The sequence below is a fragment of the Halochromatium glycolicum genome (assembly GCF_016584085.1).
GTDB lineage: Bacteria > Pseudomonadota > Gammaproteobacteria > Chromatiales > Chromatiaceae > Lamprobacter > Lamprobacter glycolicus.
On sequence record NZ_NRSJ01000098.1, the window covers coordinates 1 to 2,663 of the forward strand.

1 protein-coding gene and 1 pseudogene are annotated in these 2,663 nt (G+C 63.3%); both read right to left on the minus strand.

Annotated elements, in window-relative coordinates; genetic code table 11:
* Positions 1 to 326: 326 nt before the first annotated feature.
* Entirely contained in the window at positions 327 to 1,436 is a 1,110-nt protein-coding gene (locus tag CKO40_RS23515; RefSeq protein WP_200348887.1) for an IS91 family transposase, read from the minus strand.
* A pseudogene (locus tag CKO40_RS23525) lies at positions 1,433 to 2,340 on the minus strand (tyrosine-type recombinase/integrase). Before CKO40_RS23525 ends, CKO40_RS23515 begins: the two are co-directional and overlap by 4 nt.
* Positions 2,341 to 2,663 lie beyond the last annotated feature (323 nt).

Genomic DNA, 2,663 nt, shown 5'->3' on the forward strand with positions numbered 1-2,663 from the left:
CTCGGTTCCGGTGGATGGCCAGTCCTTTCCGGTTCGGGACTTTCACCCGGCGGGTCACAATAAGAGGTTTCCGATCACTCAAATCATTTCGCGATCATCCCCCTCTTCCAGGCTTTGCCTGGCGCAAAGAAAATAGCTTTTCGAAGCCGAGGGGGCGGGGAGCCCCGGAGGTTGACGTGCAGGTGCAGAGCGGCGGCTGTCAAGCCTCCATGTCACTCAAGCGGGTGCGCAACGAGGGCCGGAGAGCGCATTGTGCCTGAATTGCAGGCGAACGCCACCCTCGGCCGTTGGAAGCCGCAGCTCAGGGGGCGGTCTTTTCGGGGCGGTTACATTGCCCTGGGCTCCGCCGCCTCAAGGGTTGGAGCCAGAGGCGGTTGCAGTGAGCGCGGCGGAAGACGTGTCTGCACGATCCCCATGTCGGCTCCGCAGCACGGGCACTTCAGTCGGGGCCGAGGTTTGAGCTGAGCGATGAAGCGCTTCGGAGCGAGCCCGAAGAGCCACTGCAGCACCGCGATGAGGCGTTTGCTGTTGGAATGCAGAAACCCATAGCTGCGAGTGCGCCGGAATCCCTTAGGCAGGACATGCTGTAACACCAAGGCGAGGAAGCGCGCCCCCGGCAAGCTGCGGTACTGCAGCCGCTTGTTTTTGGCCTCGCGGTAGCGGAAGGTCACCTGGCCGTTCTCGCAGGCGACGATGTCTGTCTCCTGAATGACGCCGCGATAGAGATAGCGCCCCAGATAGACCAGCGCCTTCTCGCCGCGACCGACGTTCTTGCAGTCGACCGCCCAGGTGCTCGGCAGGCCAGGCGGTAGCGTCAACCCCTCGGCGGCGATCGCCTCGAGCAGCTTGGCGCGGAAGACCTTCGCCAGCGCCTTATGATTGAAGAGATACCCGCGCTTGCCGCGTTTGCTGCGCCAGCGCTTCTTATCCGGATCGATGGCCGCGCCCGGCACCACCAGATGGACATGGGGATGGAAGTCGAGGCGGCGCGCATGGGTATGAAGCACCGCAATCGCCCCGGCCTCGCCCTGGAGCTGTGAATCGTTGCGCGTGAAGGTGCGCAACGTCTCCCAGCTCGTGCGGATGAGTTGATCGTAGAGCGCCTTCTGGTTGGACCACACCACCGGGCGCAGCGCCTCCGGCACGGTAAAGGTCACGAGGAAATAGGTCGCCGGCACCTGCTTGGCGAGCTGACGCTCGATCCATTGTTGACTCTCGTGGTGCTGACAGTGCGGACAGGCGCGATGGCCACAGGAATGTGGGATGAGCTCGGTATGGCCGCAATCCTCGCACTGCGCGCGCATCAGGGGGCTGGCCGAGGTGCGGCAGCGCTTCAGGGCCTCCAGGGCCTTGAGCTGACTGGGCAGGCTCGTCGCGCCATACTGGGCGAGGTAGTCTGCCTCGAAGGTCGCGATGATGGAGGAGAGCAGGATCATTTCACGCCCCTCCAATCGACGCAGAAGCCGCCCATCAAGGCATTGATGGTCTGCTCGGCGTTGCCGTTGGTCTGAGAGGTCAGGTGGGTATAGCGGGCGGTGGTGAGGATGGAGTGATGACCGAGGATCTTCTGCACTTCCAGCAGATCGACGCCAGCCTCGATCAGGTGCGTCGCATAGCGATGCCTCAAGCAATGCGGGGTGATCTTTTTTTGATCCCACAGGCCTCGACGACCTTGCGTAGAGTCACCTGCACACCGCCGCGATCCAGTGGGGTGGACGCCGTGGCGGCGGCCTTGAGTCCGCCCGCGCGATTGGGAAACAGCAGCACCGGGTTGCGATGGACCTGCCAGAAGCGGCGCAGCAGCTCCAGCGTCCTGTCGGGCAGCGGAACCAAGCGATCCTTGTGGCCTTTGGCATCGCGGATATGCACACGCCGGCGCGTGGCATCGAGATCGGCCACGGTCAGACGCAGCCCCTCGCCGAGGCGCAGACCCAGGCTGTAGAGCGTGAAGAAGAAGACCCGATAGCTCAGCGTCTGGGTCGCCTGAATGAGATGCCGGACCTCCTCGACGGTGACGATGTCCGGCAGGCGCTGTCCGCGTGGCGGCTTGACCAGATCCAAGGGCACCCAGGGCTTGCGCAGCACATGGGCGTAGTAGAATTTCAGCCCATACAGGTCGAGCTTGACGGCACTCCAGGAGTGCGTCTCGAGCAGATCGCTAAAGTACTCGAGCAGTTGTTCCTCGGAGAGATCATCGATGCAGCCATCAAACGCAGCGCCGATGCGCCGCACGGCGCGTGCGTAGGCTTCGATGGTCTTCGGCTGCAGACCCTTGAGCCGAAGGTGCTTGAGATGCGCCTCATAGTGGCGCTTGAACTGCTCGTCACAGGAGCTGGACATGGTGGGGTAACCTCATTGAGCGTGAGCACACGACCCCTCGCAAGCGAGGGCATGAGGTGACAGTGTAAGGCTGATGCCGCCGCAAGGACTTTCTCCGCGTAGCGGCTTCGTCCAACGTTAAGGCTGGCCCGCCGCCCGTTGCGGTGCCGCCCGCGTCAGCGGCGGCACCGCAACGGGCGGTCGGGCCGAGCCGCTTGTGTACGCCCGGCATGGGCATGAACTGATGGGGTGAAAGTCCCCTGTAGGAGTACCTGTAGTGTCCTCTTGGACCAATAGAACTACTAGCCGACGGCAAGGGCAAACCCGCGAGGGGATGTCTGGAG